Annotated in this window: 12 protein-coding genes and 2 pseudogenes; 7 read left to right on the forward strand and 7 right to left on the reverse strand. The window is 73.4% G+C overall.

Annotation, left to right across the window (positions count from 1 at the left end; all coding sequences use genetic code 11):
• The first annotated feature begins 303 nt into the window (after positions 1 to 303).
• Genes AB0L45_RS00670 through AB0L45_RS00685 form a run of 4 tightly spaced genes read left to right on the forward strand, consistent with a single transcriptional unit; the run spans position 304 to position 3,020 of the window.
• Complete coding sequence (locus AB0L45_RS00670; protein WP_365834634.1) at positions 304 to 1,119, forward strand: methyltransferase domain-containing protein; 816 nt, start codon at positions 304 to 306, stop codon at positions 1,117 to 1,119.
• Positions 1,120 to 1,123: 4 nt separating this feature from the next.
• Positions 1,124 to 2,077, forward strand: a complete 954-nt coding sequence (locus AB0L45_RS00675; RefSeq protein WP_365834636.1) for a hypothetical protein — start codon at positions 1,124 to 1,126, stop codon at positions 2,075 to 2,077.
• Between the two features lie 3 nt (positions 2,078 to 2,080).
• A complete protein-coding gene (locus AB0L45_RS00680) occupies positions 2,081 to 2,317 on the forward strand; it encodes a Trm112 family protein (protein ID WP_365834638.1) in 237 nt (78 codons plus the stop codon).
• Between the two features lie 28 nt (positions 2,318 to 2,345).
• Positions 2,346 to 3,020 (forward strand): hypothetical protein, encoded by a 675-nt coding sequence (locus AB0L45_RS00685; protein ID WP_365834640.1) that lies wholly within the window; start codon positions 2,346 to 2,348, stop codon positions 3,018 to 3,020.
• Positions 3,021 to 3,086: 66 nt separating this feature from the next.
• Here AB0L45_RS00685 and AB0L45_RS00690 read toward each other — a convergent pair whose 3' ends face one another.
• Entirely contained in the window at positions 3,087 to 5,549 is a 2,463-nt protein-coding gene (locus AB0L45_RS00690) for an excinuclease ABC subunit UvrA (protein ID WP_365834642.1), read from the reverse strand.
• A 61-nt stretch (positions 5,550 to 5,610) separates the two neighbouring features.
• Here AB0L45_RS00690 and AB0L45_RS00695 point away from each other — a divergent pair, with 61 nt between their 5' ends.
• Complete coding sequence (locus AB0L45_RS00695) at positions 5,611 to 6,627, forward strand: YafY family protein (RefSeq protein WP_365834644.1); 1,017 nt, start codon at positions 5,611 to 5,613, stop codon at positions 6,625 to 6,627.
• A gap of 174 nt (positions 6,628 to 6,801) precedes the next feature.
• Complete coding sequence (locus tag AB0L45_RS00700) at positions 6,802 to 7,833, forward strand: rod shape-determining protein (RefSeq protein WP_365834646.1); 1,032 nt, start codon at positions 6,802 to 6,804, stop codon at positions 7,831 to 7,833.
• 46 nt (positions 7,834 to 7,879) lie between these two features.
• On the opposite strand, the gene AB0L45_RS00705 is transcribed toward AB0L45_RS00700, so the two are convergent.
• From AB0L45_RS00705 to AB0L45_RS00720, 4 genes and pseudogenes are all read right to left on the reverse strand, one after another.
• The gene (locus AB0L45_RS00705) at positions 7,880 to 8,476 is read right to left on the reverse strand and encodes a histidine phosphatase family protein (RefSeq protein WP_365834648.1); all 597 of its coding nucleotides are present in this window, start codon (positions 8,474 to 8,476) and stop codon (positions 7,880 to 7,882) included.
• Complete coding sequence (trxA, locus tag AB0L45_RS00710; protein WP_365834649.1) at positions 8,469 to 8,870, reverse strand: thioredoxin; 402 nt, start codon at positions 8,868 to 8,870, stop codon at positions 8,469 to 8,471. The genes AB0L45_RS00705 and trxA overlap by 8 nt, the downstream gene beginning before the upstream one ends.
• A gap of 117 nt (positions 8,871 to 8,987) precedes the next feature.
• Positions 8,988 to 11,654: a molybdopterin cofactor-binding domain-containing protein gene (locus AB0L45_RS00715; RefSeq protein ID WP_365835586.1), complete on the reverse strand. Its 2,667-nt coding sequence runs from the start codon at positions 11,652 to 11,654 to the stop codon at positions 8,988 to 8,990.
• Between the two features lie 204 nt (positions 11,655 to 11,858).
• Positions 11,859 to 12,662, reverse strand: a pseudogene (locus AB0L45_RS00720) (FAD binding domain-containing protein); the annotation flags it as partial.
• A 277-nt stretch (positions 12,663 to 12,939) separates the two neighbouring features.
• On the opposite strand from AB0L45_RS00720, the pseudogene AB0L45_RS00725 reads away from it, so the two are divergent.
• A pseudogene (locus AB0L45_RS00725) lies at positions 12,940 to 13,224 on the forward strand (helix-turn-helix domain-containing protein); the annotation flags it as partial.
• An 83-nt stretch (positions 13,225 to 13,307) separates the two neighbouring features.
• Here AB0L45_RS00725 and AB0L45_RS00730 read toward each other — a convergent pair.
• On the reverse strand, positions 13,308 to 13,733 hold the full coding sequence (locus AB0L45_RS00730; protein WP_365834651.1) for a hypothetical protein: 426 nt from the start codon (positions 13,731 to 13,733) through the stop codon (positions 13,308 to 13,310).
• A 388-nt stretch (positions 13,734 to 14,121) separates the two neighbouring features.
• On the reverse strand, positions 14,122 to 15,564 hold the full coding sequence (locus tag AB0L45_RS00735) for a glycosyltransferase family 39 protein (RefSeq protein ID WP_365834653.1): 1,443 nt from the start codon (positions 15,562 to 15,564) through the stop codon (positions 14,122 to 14,124).
• Between the last annotated feature and the right edge of the window lie 135 nt (positions 15,565 to 15,699).

Genomic DNA, 15,699 nt, shown 5'->3' on the forward strand with positions numbered 1-15,699 from the left:
ATCCGAAGACAGCCCGGAGACCGGGCACGGCCCGGGATCCGAAGACAGCCCGGAGACCGGGAACGGCCCGGGATCCGAAGACAGCCCGGAGACCGGGAACGGCCCGGGATCCGAAGACAGCCCGGAGACCGGGCACGGCCCGGGATCCGAAGACAGCCCGGAGACCGGGAACGGCCCGGGATCCGAAGACAGCCCGGAGACCGGAGACAGCCCGGAGTCCGAAGACAGCCCGCAGCCCGAAGGCAGCCCGGAAGGCAAGGGCGTCCCGGGATCCGGAGGCGACCCAGCGGCAGGAGCCGCCCCATGACCCGGCAGGCGGCCGCCCGGCAGGCAGCCGCCCGGCAGGCGGCCACCCGGCGGGACGGCCCGCAGGCCGGGGCGGGCCGCGAATCCCGCGACGGGCTCCGGGAGTTCTACGAGAACCCCGCCGTGCCCGTCGCCTCCGGTGACGCCCGCAGCCGCCGTCAGGCGGTGATGCTGGCCCGGGCCCTGGGGCCGGTACGTTCCGGCGCGCCCCCGGCCACCGTCCTGGACATCGGCTGCGGCGATGGCAGCGCGGCCGCCGTCGCGGCCGGCTTCCTGCCCGGTCACCGCATCGTCGGCGTCGACTGGTCGCAGGACGCGCTGCGCCGCGCCGCGGCCCGCGTCCCGTACGCCGTGCGCGGCGAACTGAGCGGCGGCGGGCTGCCGTTCGCGGCCGGCAGCGCCGACGCCGTCCTGTTCAGCGAGGTCATCGAGCATCTCGTCGACCCCGACGCGGCCCTCGACGAACTGCGCCGGGTGCTGCGTCCCGGCGGTCACCTGATGCTCTCCACCCCCAATCTCGCCGCCTGGTACAACCGCGGACTCCTCCTCGCGGGAGTCCAGCCCGTCTTCTCGGAGGTGAGCATGCGAGGCATCCACGGCCGGCCCGGCTCCCAGGTCGTCGGCCATCTGCGCCTCTACACCGCCCGCGCGCTGCGCGGCTTCCTGCCGGCCTGCGGCTTCGAGGTCGTACGGATCGCGGGCGCGCCGTACCACGACGTACCGCGTCCGCTGCGGCCCCTGGACCGCGCCGCCTGCCGTCTGCCGTCACTGGCCTCCGTCCTGCTCGTCCATGCCCGCCGGAGAAGGGAGTAGGGCCGTGCTGTGGTGGGGCGTGGCGGCCGCGCTGCTCGCCAACGTCCTGTACAGCACCGGGTTCGTGCTGGAGAAGCGCGCCCTGTCCGCGCTGCCCACGCTCAGCACCCGCCGGCCCGCCCGTCTCGTCCGCCACCTGCTGAGCAGCCCGCTGTGGCTCGGCGGCTCGCTGGCCCTCGCCGCCGGTTTCGCCGCCCAGCTCGCGGTCTACCGCACCCTTCCCATCGCCGCCGCGCAGGGCATCTTCGTCTCCGGTCTGGTCCTGCTGCTGCTCCTGTCCTCGGTCTTCCTCGGCGAGCGCACCACCGGCCGCGAGCGGCAGAGCATCCTCGCGATCCTGCTCGCGCTCGGCATGGTCGTCGCATCGCTCCAGGGCAGCGGCGCCGGTACCGTCACCCGCACCGCGCCCACCGGCACCCTGCTCGCCATCGCGCTGCCCTCACTGGCGGCGGGGCTGTGGCTGTACGGGTCCGCCGAGCGGCGGGCCAGGCGCCGCCACCGCCAGCCCACCTCGGGCGTCCCCTACGGTGTGGCCGTCGGCCTGCTCTACGGCGTCAGCTCGCTCGCCATCAAGGGCGTTTCCGGGCTGCTGAACGCCCACGATCCGGCGGGCGTCGTCCGTGACCTGTTCACCTCCCCGTATCCGTACCTCCTCCTCTTCACCGGCGCGGTGGGGCTGGTGCTGTCCCAGACCGCGCTCCAGCGCTGCCGCGCCTCCCTGATCGTCCCCGTCTGCACCACCGTGACCTGCGTCTTCACCGCCGCCTGCGGCACGGTCGCCTTCGGTGAGCCGCTGCCCGCCGACCCCCTGCGCCTCGGCCTGCGCCTGGGTGGCACCGCGGTCGCCGTGATCGTCCTGCTCGCCCTGCCCCGTCAGGACGGGCCGTCACCGCAACCGCCGCCGGACGCCGCCCCCGCGGACGCCGAGCCGGCCGAACCCGACCTCCCCAGGAGCTGAGCCATGACCCCCGACGACCCGCTGCTGCAGATCCTCGCCTGCCCCATCGACAAGGGCCCGCTCACCCTGCTCGTCCCCGACGACGTGCTCTACAACCCGCGGCTGCGCCGCCGTTACCCGATTCTCGACAACATCCCCCAGCTCCTCCCCTCCTCCGGTGAACAGGTCACCGAGTCCGAACACGAAGCCATCCTGCGCCGCCTGCCCCCGGACGCACGCCCACCCGACGAGTCCTGTTAGCCCCCGCCCGCCCACGGCGTCCGCGAACATGTCCATCATGAACCCCACCACTGACAACGCCCCGGACAACGGCCCGGACAACGACTCGGCCCCCGGCTCGGACCCCAGCCCGGACAACGACCCGGACCCTGGCCCCGGCGGGTCTGCCGGCGGCCCCCGCGCCTTCCAGCTCGTACTGCTGCGCCGCATGGCCGACCACCAGCCCGGCCTGGTCGAGGACGCGCTGCGTGCCCTCGGCGCCTCCCGCGCCGAGCTGCGCGAGGCCAACCGCCGCTGGCAGGCGTGGACCCACTCGCCCCGGTCGCGCGGCGCGGTGCAGCGCTACCGCTCGCTGCTCGGCCGCCCCGAGTCCGTCACCGCGCGCCGCGTCGGCGATCTGACCTGCGAGGCGCTGACCTGGCCGGTACCGCTCTGGCCCGACCTGCGGTTCGAGGTACTGACCGGCCCGCAGGGCACCGCGTGGAACGCCTGGCTCGTCCGGGCGCCGGGCGCCGCGGCCCCCGCCCTGCGGACCACGGCCGACCTGGTCCCCTGGTCCTGCACGGTCGACGAGGTGGCACGCGCCTTCGCCCCGGCCCGCCCCATGGAGGGCTCAGCCCCCACCCGCTGGCGCCTCGCCTTCACGGCGCCCGGCGCGGACGGCGAACCGCGCCCGACCGTCGCGGAGTTCACCTGGGGGCTGTTGCAGCGCACCGTGGAGTGAAACCCGGGGCGTGACACGGGCCGCGTGAGAGCCGGAGCTACGGCACGAGCCGAATGCCGGCCGGGGTCACGACACCGGCCCTGACGCCCGCAGACACTCGGCGGTCACCGAGCCGCGCGCCGACAGCAGATCGCGCGGCGTCCCGGCGAACACGATCTGCCCGCCCCGCCGGCCGCCGCCGGGCCCGAGGTCGACCACCCAGTCCGCCCGTTTGACGACGTCGAGGTCGTGCTCGGTCACCAGGACGGTGCTGCCGCCGTCCACCAGCCGGTCGAGCAGCGCCAGCAGCCCGGCCACGTCGGCCATGTGCAGCCCGGTGGTCGGCTCGTCGAGCACGTACACGCTCCCCGTACGGTGCAGCCGGGTGGCCAGTTTCAGGCGCTGCCGCTCGCCGCCGGACAGGGAGGACACCGACTGCCCCAGCGTCAGGTAGCCGAGCCCGACCTCCACGAGGGCGGCCAGCTTCCGTACGACTCCGGGCACCTCGTCGCCACCGGCGGACGCGAGCCCGTCCGCCCCGAAGAACTCCACCGCCTCCGCCCCCGTCATCTCCAGCACGTCCGCGACCGACCTGCCGCGCAGGGTCAGCCCGAGCACCTCGTCCTTGAAGCGCCGGCCCCGGCACGCCTCGCAGGCCGAGGTCACCGGCTCCATGTACGCGAGGTCCGTGTGGATCACCCCGCGCCCCCGGCACTCCGGGCACGCCCCGGCCGCGTTGAAGCTGAACAGTCCCGCCGGCACGCCGTTGTCCCGCGCGAAGAGCGCGCGCACCGCGTCCATCACCCCGAGGTACGTGGCCGGAGTCGACCGCGCGGACACCCCGATCGCCGACTGGTCGACCACGACCGCCTCCGGGTGCGCCCCCACGAACGCCTCCGACACCAGGGTGCTCTTGCCGGAGCCCGCCACCCCCGTGACGACCGTGAGCACCCCGGTGGGCACGCGGAAGTCCACCCCTTTGAGGTTGTGCAGCGTCACGTCCCGTACGGTCAGCCAGCCCCTGGGCGTACGGACGTCCTTCTTCACCTCCGTCACGCGCCGCAGCGCCCGCCCCGTCGGCGTGCCGGCCGCCGCCAGCCCGCGCACCGTCCCCGTGTAGACCACTTCCCCGCCGTCCGCCCCGGCCCCCGGGCCCATGTCCACCACGTGGTCCGCGGCGGCTATGACGTCCCGGTCGTGTTCGACGACGAGGACGGTGTTGCCCTTGTCGCGCAAGCGCACCAGGAGGTCGTTGAGACGGCGTACGTCGCTGGGGTGCAGCCCGGTGCTCGGCTCGTCGAAGACGTACGTCATGCCGGTCAGGCTGCTGCCCAGGTGGCGCACCATCTTCAGGCGCTGCGCCTCGCCGCCCGACAGGGTGGCGGCCGGGCGGTCGAGGCTGAGGTAGCCGAGGCCGATGCCGGTCAGCCGGTCCAGCGCGGTGACCGCCCGGGCCGCGACGGCCGCGCCCACCGGCTCCCGGTCCGGGTCGATGCCCCGCAGGACCTCGCTCAGTTCGGTGACCTCCAGGGCCGCCATCTCGGCGATGGACCGCCCGGCGACGCGCGACTTCAGCGCCGCCGCGGTCAGCCGCGCCCCCTGGCACTGCGCGCAGGTCCCCTCCCGTACGAAGCCGCGCACCAGGTTCCTGGTCTTCTCGGAGAGCGCCGAGAGGTCCCGCTTCACATAGCGCCGGTCGAAGTGTTCGACCAGTCCCTCGTACGTGTTGTTGTAGGCCCGCTCACCGCGCTTGACCGTGAACCCCTTGCCGTAGAGGAGCAGATCCCACTCCCGCGGCGCGTACCGGTCCAGCGGTTTGTCCGGGTCGAAGAGGCCGGAGGTCGCGTAGAGCTGCCAGCCCGCCGTGCCGACGGCGAGCGGCGGGAAACGGATCGCGCCCTCGTTGAGCGACCGGCCGGTGTCCAGGAAGCGGTCGAGGTCGATGCGGGTGGTACGGCCCAGCCCGGTGCACTCGGGGCACATTCCGGCGGGGTCGTTGAAGGAGTACGCGGTGGCCTCGCCGGCGCTGGGCGTGCCGCAGCGCGAGAAGAGCACCCGCAGGATCGCGTAGATGTCGGTCAGCGTGCCGACGGTGGAGCGGGCGCCGCCGCCCAGAGGCCGCTGGTCCACGACGATCGCCGGGGTGAGTCCCTCGATGGTGTCGGCCTTCGGCCGTTCGTGTTTGGGCAGCTGGTTGCGTACGTACCAGGTGAAGGTCTCGTTCAGCTGGCGCTGCGACTCCACCGCGATCGTGTCGAAGACCACCGAGGACTTGCCCGAGCCGGACACCCCGGTGAAGACGGTGATACGCCCTTTGGGGATCTCCAGGTCCACGTCCTTGAGGTTGTGCTCGCGGGCCCCGGTGATCCTGATGCTGTCATCGTTCCTGACCCTGTCGTCGTTCCCGATGCTGTCGTCGTTCCCGATGCTGTCGTCGTTCCCGATGCTGTCGTCGTGCTGTGTCCCCGTACGGCATGCCCCTGCCTTTGCTCCTGCTCCTGCTCCTGCTCCTGCTCCTGCTCCTGCTCCTGCTCCTGCTCCTGCTCCCATACGGCCACGCTACGAACGAAGTAGGTCAGAACATGGCCGCCTTCTGCGGCACCCTGAGCACATGAGCGACACCCCGGCGCGCCTCCTGAAGCTCCTCACCCTCCTCCAGACCGGCCGCGAGCGGACCGGCACCGAGCTGGCCGAGCGGCTGGGCGTCAGCCCCCGTACGGTCCGCCGCGACATCGACCGGCTGCGCGGCCTCGGCTATCCCGTGGACGCGGCGATCGGCGCGATCGGCGGTTACCGCCTCGCCTCCGGCACCGCGATGCCGCCGCTCCTCCTGGACGACGAGGAGGCCGTCGCCATCGCGGTGGGCCTGCACACCGCGGCGGGCGGCACCGTCGCGGACGTGGCGGAGACCTCGGTACGGGCCCTGGCCAAGCTGGAACAGGTGCTGCCCGCGCGCCTCCGGGACCGGGTCACCGCCCTTCAGGAGGCCACCGTTCCCCTCTACGGCCTGCTCACCGGCGGCGGCACGGCGCCCGTCACCGACCCGGCCGTGCTGACGGCCCTCGCCACCGCCTGCCGCCGCGGCGAGCGGGTGCGCTTCGCGTACACGGCGGCGGACGGCGCGCCGGGCAAGCGGCACACCGAGCCGTACCGCCTGGTCAGCGCGGACCGGCGGTGGTACCTCGTCGCGTACGACCTGGACCGTACGGACTGGCGTACGTTCCGCACCGACCGGATCAGCGGACCGCGGCTCACCGGCGCCCGCTGCGTACCGGACCGCCGCCCGCCCACTCCGGACGCCGCCGCGTTCGTCGCCGAGTCCGTCACCAGCCATCGCGCGCGGCACCGGGCGCTGGTCACCCTGCACACCTCCCTGGAGGACGCCACCGCCCGGCTCCCGGCCGGCACCGGCCTGCTGGAGCCGCTCACCCCGGACTCCTGTCTGCTGCGCACGGGAGGTGACGCGCTGGACTGGCTGGCGTTCCGGCTCGGTCTGCTGGGCGTCCCCTTCGAGGTGCACGAACCGCCGGAACTGATCGCCTACTTGCACGACCTCGGCACCCGGCTCCTCGACGCCTCGCAGCGCTCCGCGCCACCGGCGGCACCGGCCCGCCCTCAAGCCCCCTGAATCTCCCCCGCCCCTGAAGCCCCGACGTACGCCAGGTCTCCCGCGTCCCCCAACCGGACCTTTCCAACGCGCACCTGACGACCCGTTGGCACACGATGGATCACGAGTGGCCGCCGGCGGCCACTCGGCCCGTACTGCCGTAACTGCCGAACGCTCCCCGGGGAGGCACCCTCCATGACCGCCAGCCTGGCACAGTTGCTCCGATGCTCGGTCGCCGTCGACCTGGGCGCGGCCCGCACCCGGATGTACGTCAAGAACCAGGGCCTGGTGGTGGACCAGCCGACCGTCGCGGCCGTCAACATCCGCACCGGCGCGCTGATCGCCGTCGGGGACCGCGCGGAGGTGATGGACGGCCGCACGCCGGACCACATCCGCGTGGTGCGCCCGGTCTCCGGCGGCACCGTCGTGGACATCGACATGGCCCAGCGGCTGCTGCGCAACCTGGTCGACGACAAGCTGCGCAAGGCGTGGCGGCGCCGGCCCGCCATGCGGGCCGCGATCTGCCTGCCGTACGGCAGTGAGCCGCTGGCGCAGCGGGCCGCGGTGGAGACCCTGAACGGGATCGGCGCGCGCCGGGTGGAGATGGTCGACACCCTGGTCGCCGCGGCCGTCGGCTGCGACCTGCCGGTGGAGCACCCCGAAGCCACCATGATCGTGGTGTGCGGGGCGGGGACCACGCAGATCGCGGTGCTCTCGCTCGGTTCGATCGTGGCGGCGGAGACCGTCACGGTGGGCGGCAACGCCATCGACCACGCGGTCGTGCAGCATCTGAGGCTGCACCACAAGTTGATGCTGCCGGGTCAGTCCGTACGGCCGCTGCACCTGATGCTCTCCAGCAACGGCGACCTGGCGGCGGGCCCGACCGAGGTGCACGGCCGGGACGTGGTCAGCGGGCTGGCCCGTTCGGTCATGGTCGAGACCGAGCCGGTCCAGCGGGCCATCGCCTCACCGCTGACCACCATCCTGGACGGCATCGGATCGGTGCTGCGGCGCTGCCCGCCGGACCTGGTGGCGGACCTGGGCGAGCGCGGCATCATGCTGGCGGGCGGCAGCGCGCTGATTCCCGGCCTCCAGTCGATGATCCGGCAGGCCACGACCATGCCGGTGCACATCGCGGACCGGCCGGACACCTGTGCGGTGCTGGGGCTGGGCGCCATGATCGAGGGCAAGGTGGAGCCCCTGCACCTCGATCCGATGGCCACCTAGGCCGGGTCTCCCGGAGCGCCCAGGGCCCCCGGGCACGCTCCTCCGCTCACAGCGCCCGCGTGTTCCAGCCCACCACCGCGGGCCGCCCGTGCTCCTCGCCGAGTACGCCGACCGTACCGGTCTCGAAGGTGAACAGCGCACCCGCCGACGCCGGCAGCCCGAGCCGACGGGCCGTCAGCACCCGCTGGAAGTGCCCGTGACCGACCAGCACCACGTCACCGTCCGCCGTGCGCAGCTGTTCCGCGATGCGGGCCAGCACCCGGTCGGCGCGTGCGCCGACCTGCTGGGGCGACTCGCCCGGGTGCTCCGGGGGCCCGGCGGTCACTCCGTCGGTGAACAGGAACCAGTCGGGGCGGGTCCGGTGGATCTCGTCGGTGGAGATGCCCTCGTACCCGCCGTAGTCCCATTCGCTGAGGTCGGCGTCGACCTGCGGGTCCGGCAGTCCGGCCAGCTCGGCGGTGCGCCGGGCCCGCCGCAGCGGGCTGCTGAGCACCGCGCCGATCTTCCGTTCCGCCAGGACCGCCCGCAGGGAGCGGGCCTGCTCCTCACCGCGGGCGGTGAGCGGCAGGTCGGTCCAGCTGGTGTGCTGCCCCGACCTGCTCCACTCCGTCTCGCCGTGGCGGATCAGGAGCAGTTCATTCACCGCCGGCCTGCCCGTCCTGCTTCTGGGCCTCCTGCTGCTGGGCTTCCTCCACGGAGGCGCGGACCTCGTCCATGTCCAGGGCGCGGGCCTGGCCGATGACGTCTTCCAGGGCCTCCGCCGGCAGCGCGCCGGGCTGCGAGAAGACCGCGATGTTCTCGCGGACGATCATCACGGTCGGGATCGACTGGATCTGGAAGGCGGACGCCAGCTCGGGCTGCGCCTCCGTGTCGACCTTCGCGTAGACCAGGTCGGTGTGCTTCTCGGACGACCGTTCGAAAACCGGGCCGAACTGCTTGCACGGGCCGCACCACTCGGCCCAGAAATCGATCAGGACGAAATTGTTGCCGGAGACAATCTCGTCGAAGTTGTCCTTGGTGAGCTCTACCGTGCTCATGCGCACTTCCCTGCTTCCGGTTCCGGTCTCTCTTCGGTCCCGCTGCGTCAACGGGTTGATCACCCGACGTATTCCGCACGCCGGACCGTCCCGCACCCCTGCCCAGCAAACGCCGTCCTATCCATATGAATTTCCACGGCCGTACGGCGGCGCCCCGGACGCCCCCCGCGACAGCGCCCGCCACACCCGGTCCCGGGCCAGCGGCAGCCGCGTGCAGCGCACCCCGGTGGCGTCGCGGAGCGCGTTGGCCAGGGCCGGCGCGACCGGGTTGAAGGGGCTCTCGCTCATGGACTTCGCGCCCAGCGGACCGATCGCGTCGGACGTCGGTGTGAAATACACCTCGGTACGGGGCACGTCCGCGAAGGCCGGCAGCCGGTACTCGCGGAACGCCGCGGTGCGCACCGCGCCACGCCCGTCCAGCCGCACCTCCTCGAAGAGCGCCGCCCCCAGCGCCTGCGCCACCCCGCCCTCGACCTGCCCCCGGCACTGCATGGGGTTGATCACCGTGCCGGCGTCCGCCGCGTGCACGCTGCGCAGGATGCGGATCTCCCCGCTGCCGGGGTCGACCGCGACGCGGAACCAGTGCGCGTTGAAGGCGACGGTGCGCGGGGTGCCGGTGAAGTGACCGTGGCCGGTCAGCGGGCCGCCCCCCTCGCTCCCCTCCTCACCGCCTCCGTCCCGGCAACCGGCCCGGTCCCGGATCAGCCCGGCCAGGGACCGTGCCGCGCGCAGTACCGCCTTGCCCGCCACCACGGTCCCGGTCGAGCCGAAGCCCCCGGTGTCGTGCCCGACCACGTCGGTGTCGGCCTGCCGTACGGTGATCCGCTCCGCGGGGACGCCCAGCTCGGCGGCGGCGATCTGGCACAGGGCGGTGGTGGCCCCGCTGCCGGATTCGATCGTGCCGACGGCCAGTTCGTACGTGCCGTCGGCGTGGCGCGTGACCCGGGCGTCGGCGAGGTGCCCGCCGGGGCCGCCCGCGGCGATCAGCGACACCGCGCTGCCCTCGCCCACCAGCCAGCCGGCCGGCGCGGGGAGCCCTCCGGACGACGCGGACGCCTCGCGCAGCACGTCCAAGCACGCGTCGAGACCGTAACTCCCGATGCGGACATCCGTCTGCCCGTCGACCACCGTCTCCAGACCGTCCCCCGGCCGCACCGCGTTGCGCTCCCGCAGCAGCAGCGGGTCGATGCCCAGCCGCCGCGCCAGTTCGTCGAGCGCGCTCTCCAGCGCGAAGACGACCTGCCCGAGCCCGTAACCGCGGAAGGCACCGGCCGGGACGGTGTGGGTGTGGACGGCGAACCCGTCCACCTTCTTGTGCGGGCAGCGGTAGAGGGCCATGGCATCGCCGCATCCGTGCAGCAGCACGGTCCGGGCGTGGTTGCCGTACGCGCCGGTGTCGGACACCACGTGCAGTTGCAGCGCGGTCAGCGTTCCGTCCCGGCGCGCGCCGGCCTTGACCCGTACGGTGAACGGGTGCCGCGTCGTCGCGCCGTGGAACTCCTCGGCCCGGGTGAACTCCAGCTTCACCGGCCGCCCGGTCCGCAGCGCCGCCAGCGCCACCACGTCCTCGACGAGCATCTCCTGCTTCCCGCCGAAGGCACCGCCGACCCGCCCCGCGACGACCCGTACCGCCTCGGGCGGCAGGTCCAGCAGCGCGCACAGGGAACGCCGTACGAGGAACGGCACCTGCGTGCTGGTCCGGACCACCAGCCGCCGCCCGGGCCCCGCGTCCCCCTCCCCCGGTTCGAAGAACGCCAGCGCTCCGTGCGTCTCCAGGCTCGCGTGCTGCACCCGTGGGGTACGGAAGGTCTCCTCGTACACCATGTCGGCCGCCGCGAATCCGCGCTCGACGTCTCCGACTTCCCCGTGCGCCTCACCCGCCACATTGGCCACGGGCCGCCCGTTCCCGTGCAACGCCCCCTTGTCGTGCACCGGAGGAGCGCCCGGCCGCATGGCCTCCTCCGGTTCCAGGACAGCGGGCAGCACCTCGTACGTCACCTCGACGCGGCGGCAGCCCTCCTCCGCCGCCGCCTCGCTGTCCGCCACCACCGCGGCGACCCGCTGGCCCACATGACGGACCGTGTCGTCCAGGAGGCGGGTGTCGGACGGGTCGTCCTCCGGGTGCTCGTGCTGCGCGGTGGAGAAGGGGCGGCCGGGCGCGTCGTGGTGGGTGAAGACCGCGGCCACGCCGGGCACGCGCAGCGCGGCGCGGGTGTCGATGGCGGTGATCCGGGCGTGGGCGTGCGGTGAGCGCAGCAGCTTCATGTGCAGCAGGCCGGGCGGGGCGTCGGGGCCGGTGCCGAGGTCGAGGTCGAAGGTGTAGCGGGCCGTGCCGGTGACCACGTCCCGGCCGCCGGGCGCGGGAACGTTACGGCCGACACCACGCCCCGGCGCCGCCTCCTCGGTGTGCCGGACACCTCGTACGGCGTCCTCGATGGCCCGGTAGCCGGTGCAGCGGCAGAGATTCCCCTTGAAGGCGCGCGGCAGGTCGGCGAGCAGCCCCGCGTCGAGTGCGGCAGCCGTCATCACGAACCCGGCCGTACAGAAGCCGCACTGAAAGCCTTGCGCTTCCAGGAACCGCCGCTGCACGGGGTGCAGCCGGCCGCTCCCCGCGCCGGCCAGCCCCTCGACGGTGGTGACCGACCGCCCGTCAGCCCGTACGGCCGGATACACGCAGCTGTGCACCGGCTCGCCGTCCACGTGCACCGTGCACGCCCCGCAGTCCCCCGCGTCACACCCCTTCTTGACGCCGAAGCAGCCCCGCTCGCGCAGGTAGGTGCGCAGGCACTGGCCGGGGCGGGGTACGGCTTCGGTGGTGCAGCCGTTGACTTCGGTGCGGAAGCCGGCGCGGGGGCGCGGCCGCGCGGGCGCCCCCGCTTTCGGCTCCGCCCCGGCCGTCTCCCGGATCTCCTCCCGGATCTCCGTCCGGACGCCCTCTCGGATCTCCGTCCGGACGCCGTCCCGGACCTCCTTCCGGACGCCGTCCCGGATCTCCGTCCGGATCTCCTCCCCCATCCGATACGTCATGTGCCGCCGCCACTCCGGCAGCCCGTGGACGTCGTCGAACCAGCTGCCGTCCGGCACGGCGTCCGCGATCGCCGCCCGCAGCGCGCGGGCGTCCGGCGGTGTGCGGAACCGCAGCCGGACCGGCCGTACGGTGGCGGCGGTGATCGTCAGGGCGAACGCCCCGTCCACCGGGTCGAGCGTCCCGATCAGCAGCGCGGCCGAGCGCCCGAGTCCGTACAGCGACGTCTGGCGGAACGCCGTACGGCATGCCAGCGCGCGGGCCGGCAGCGTGACCGAGCGCAGCAACTCGCCCTCCGCCAGCGCGTTGCGGCCGGCGCCGGTGACGAGGTCCGTCACGGGCAGCCGCCGGGCGGTCCCGTCCGTGGCCAGCAGGAGGCAGGTGCCGTCCAGCGCGGCGGTGAGGGCGATCATCGGGCCGGCGGGCTGCGCGTGGCACAGGTTCCCGCCGACGGTGGCCGTGTTCCAGATCTTGAAGGAGGCCAGGAAGGCGCGGCAGCACTGTCCGAAGAGCGGCCCCGCCGGCCGGTCCGTGCCGCTGCCGAACCGGGACACCTCGGCGACGGTGCACGTCGCCGCGATCTCCAGCGCGCCGTCCGGCAGCCACCGGAGCGGCTCCCAGCCCATCCGGCTCAGGTCCAGCAGCCGGCGCAGTCCCGGCTGCGGCTCGGAGAAGAGGTACGTACCGCCGCCGAGCCAGGCGTCACCCGGCCGCCATTCCGGACGTTCCCGGGCGTCCCGGACCTCCCGCACCGTATTCAGGTCCATGCCCCGAGTGAAACAAGCGCACCCCACCGACAGCCGCAGCCACGCACGGAACCGTCACCCCGCCGCCCGCGCCCGTCACCCCGCCCCGCCCCTCGCATCAGCGCTACTACACACCCGATCCCCTGGCATTTACGATGCGATTCCGCACCCCCGCCTGGTGAGTGCGCACGGCAGAATCCCGGGCCCGGCGCCCGGAACGGTACGAGGAGCACGCCCCATGCCGCACACCGCCCCGCCCGCCCCCGGACACGGCTCCGTCCCCGCCACCCTCGAACGGCTGCTGGCCGCCGTCCCCGCCGACGTACGCGCCGTCTTCAGCGCCCGCACCCTGCGCCCGCTCCTCCCCGAGCACGACCGGACCGGCGCCCTGCTGCACACCCTGGAGGTCTTCCTCCGTCATGACGCCTCGTGGGCCCGCACCGCCGCCGCCCTCCACCTCCACGTCAACACCGTCCGCTACCGCATCCAGCGCATAGAACGCCTCACCGGCCGCGACCTCACCCGCCTGAGCCACCGCCTCGACCTGCACGCGGCCCTGCTGTGCCGCGCGGGGACGGCGTAAGGGGCGCACAGGCACGGAGGGCGCACGCGAAAGGCGGGACGGCAGTCGCCGTCCCGCCCGCCCGCTTCCGGATGCCGTCCGGGTCAGATGTGCAGCAGGTACACGTACTTGCCGCCCGCGCCCGCGTTGAGGTCCTTGTCGTAGCGCTCCCAGGGCTTCGGGGGCTGGTAGTCGCGGTTGTCGGTGAGCGCGACGTCCAGCGAGTTGATCGGCGAGCCCTGGTCGGCGCTGCGGGTGTACGCGGCGTAGATGTACTCGCCGCCCGCGCCGGAGTTCAGGTCCTTGTTGAGCTTGCGGTAGCCGTGCGGAGGCTCGTCACCCTTGGACAGGAAGATGATGTCCGTGATGGGCCCGAACGCGGCGTTGGGCGCGGTGAGCTTGCTGTCGGTCTCGAAGGCGAAGTACAGGTACTGGCCGCCGGCACCGGCGTTCAGGTCCTTGCTGATCTTCGTCCAGCCCTCGGGCTCCTGCTCGTCCCCTTCGAGGACCATGAGGTTGATGACAGCCATTGCGTCCGTTCCTTTCTCGTCGGCGTACTGAGAAGAGGCGGGCTCACGCTATGGCTGCCACCCGTGGAACACATCGTGCGCGATCGGACAGTGGGGCGTTCGAATCGGCATTCGGTCATGGCGGGGCTGAGCTGCCGACCAGGTGGTTCATCCGGCAAACAGGGTCGAACAGCCGCAGGGGGCCACAGGTGGCCCCCTGTAGCCCCCTGTCCGGTTCCGCCGCCGGGGCCCACTCGCTTCACCCTGGCCCCCCTCGGGCGGGCGGACGGCCCGAATGGCACCGGTGGGGGCGGCCGGCCCCGGGGCCCCGACCGCTCCCCAGGCCCAACCGTCCCCACAGCCTCAACCACCCCTACAGTCTCAACCGCCCCCGGTCGGCCCCTCCCCCTCACCGCCGCTCGTACACCACCACCCGCCGGCCGCGGACCTGCTGGTCCGCTGTCACCGTGAAGTGCTCCTTCAGCACCGCGGTCTTCGCCCGGTCGCGCTCCGCCGACACCGGCCGGGCCGCCCGCCCGGCGTCGGTGACCAGCACGATCCGCCGTTGCGTCAGCATCGCGGCCCGGATCCGCTCCGGACCGGCCTCCTCGCCCTTCAGCGTCCCGGACGCCACCGGGCTCTCGGCCAGCGCGATGTCCCGCGTGCCGGCGAAGGCGCCGGGAGAGACGAGGGCGGTGTCCCGCCGGGCTGCCGGTATGAAGATCACCGCGTCGCCGGGCTTCTTCAGCTCCCGTACCTCCGCTGCCGCCGACAGGACATCGTCCACCCGGCTCCCGGGCGAGCGCTTCTCCAGCGACTGCGGCAGCAGCGCGGCCACCGCCACCACGACCGCCCCCGGCACCAGCCACGGCGCCGCCCGGGGGAACCGCGGCCGGGCCGCCCGTACCGCCGCACCCAGCGCCGCCCCGATCAGCAGCGCCAGCCCCAGCATGCTGAACAGGATGTAGCGGTCCAGGTACAACGGCTGGACCAGGGAGAGCCCGATCAGACCGAGCTGCGGCACCGCCAGCAGCGGCAGGCCGACAGCCGCCACCGACAGCCGGCCCGCCCGCGGCCGGTCCAGTGCGGCGCCGAGACCCCCGATCGCCAGCAGCACTGCCGGGCCGATCATCATGTGCCACGTCAGTGGCGGGATCCACGACACCTGACCGGACTGGGTACGGCTGAACAGGATCAGCGGCAGCGCCCCCGCCACAGCGGCCGCCGCAGCAGCAGCCCACCGCATCCACACCTTGCGCCCGGCCTTCACCCAGAGCAGGGTCGCCACGTGTGCGGGCAGCATCAGCAGCGCCAGCCAGTTCAGCAGGGCACACACCAGGACCACGCCCCCGTACCCCACCCAGTGCACCGCCCGGCCGGCCCCCCTGAGCACGGTCACCAGCAGCAGGGTCGATACGGCCGCTCCCGCCGCGACCAGCGCGTACGGGCGCCCCTCCTGCAGATAGAACTGCACCGCCGGGAGCAGACCGAACGCCAGCCCGCCCGCCAGCCCGGCCCAGCCGCCGGCCAGCCGCTTGCCGATGGCCGTCACACAGGCCGCCGCCACCGCCATGGCCAGTACGGAGGGAAGGCGCAGAATCGTGGTGCCGGGTCCGAAGCACGAGAAGAGCCCGTGCATCAGCAGGTAGTAGAGGCCGTGGACGACGTCGACCTGCCCCAGCATGTGCCAGATCTCGGCGGTGGAGCGCTGGGCCACCTGCCAGGTCGCGGCCTCGTCCCGCCAGACACTGTTCTCCCGGGAGAGCCCCCACAGGCCGAGGAGGAGAGTCCACAGCAGCGGCAGCAGCCAGAGGGGCAGGCGGCGTCGAAGGGCCGATATGTGACTGGTCATGAAGGGAGTTCTATGTGACTGGTCATGAAGGGAGTTCGCGTCCTAGGGCCGGCGGTGCAGCCCGGAACCAGGTCAGGCACGGGCCGGCGGAAGCCGCCCGGCGGACGGCTGCGCATGGGGTGGCTCCCGGCCTGC

Source organism: Streptomyces sp. NPDC052496, assembly GCF_040679095.1.
Taxonomy (GTDB): domain Bacteria; phylum Actinomycetota; class Actinomycetes; order Streptomycetales; family Streptomycetaceae; genus Streptomyces.